The 796-nt window shown below is 61.1% G+C and carries 2 protein-coding genes; both read left to right on the top strand.

Going from position 1 to position 796, the window contains the following annotated elements; genetic code table 11:
- On the top strand, positions 1-234 hold a 234-nt coding region (tnpB, locus tag NKI08_RS34545; RefSeq protein WP_352775986.1), incomplete at its 5' end, for an IS66 family insertion sequence element accessory protein TnpB.
- 54 nt (positions 235-288) lie between these two features.
- Positions 289-796 (top strand): IS66 family transposase zinc-finger binding domain-containing protein (locus NKI08_RS34540; protein WP_352775984.1); only part of this gene is annotated, 508 nt, incomplete at its 3' end.

The following is a 796-nucleotide window of genomic DNA, read 5'->3' as shown; positions in this document are numbered from 1 at the left end:
CCGGCGGTTTTTGCGTTCTGCAATCGCCGTCGCGACCGGATGAAGCTCCTGTTCTTCGATCGGTCGGGCTTTGTGCTGGTCCTGAAGCGGCTGACCGAGGACAAGTTCCGGTGGCCGCGCCGGGAGGCAGCGGTGGTCACGCTTACGACCGAGCAATTGCACTGGATCCTCGACGGCATCGACATCGATGCGATGGTCCGCCATCCGGTGCGGCAATATCAGGTTGCGGGTTGAGGGCTCTCGAATTGAGCGGTTGACGCGGCGGCATGCTTTCGATTCAAGAATCTGATGAATCGACCCGGCGAACCGACTGTTGAAGCGTTGATGGCGCGTATTGCTGCGCTGCAGGCGCAGAACCGTCAACTCACCGAACGCGTCGTCAAACTCGAGGAAGAGCTGGCGCTTGCACGACTGCATCGTTTTGCGCCGCGCAGTGAAAAGCACATTGACCGCCTCTTCAATGAAGCCGAACAGGCCGCGGATGAGGACGCCGCCGACAACGAAGATGGCGGCGTCGTTGTCCTGCCGGACACGGGCTTGCCGGCGAGCGAAGGGGCGACGGGAAAGAAGCGCGGCCGCAAGGCCTTGCCGGAAAACCTGCCGCGCGAGCGCGTCGAGTATGACCTTCCCGACGATCAGAAGGCTTGTCCTTGCTGCCGTCACCAGATGCATCGCATGGGCGAGGCCGTTACCGAGCAACTTCATATCGAGGTGAAGGCGAAGGTCCTGCAGAATGTGCGGTTCAAATATGCTTGCCGTCATTGCGACCGTACCGGCATCAACACGCCGGTCGTGA

Origin of the sequence: Mesorhizobium sp. M0768 (assembly GCF_040320195.1) — a bacterium.
GTDB lineage: Bacteria > Pseudomonadota > Alphaproteobacteria > Rhizobiales > Rhizobiaceae > Mesorhizobium.
This window is presented reverse-complemented; position numbering and strand designations above follow the sequence as displayed.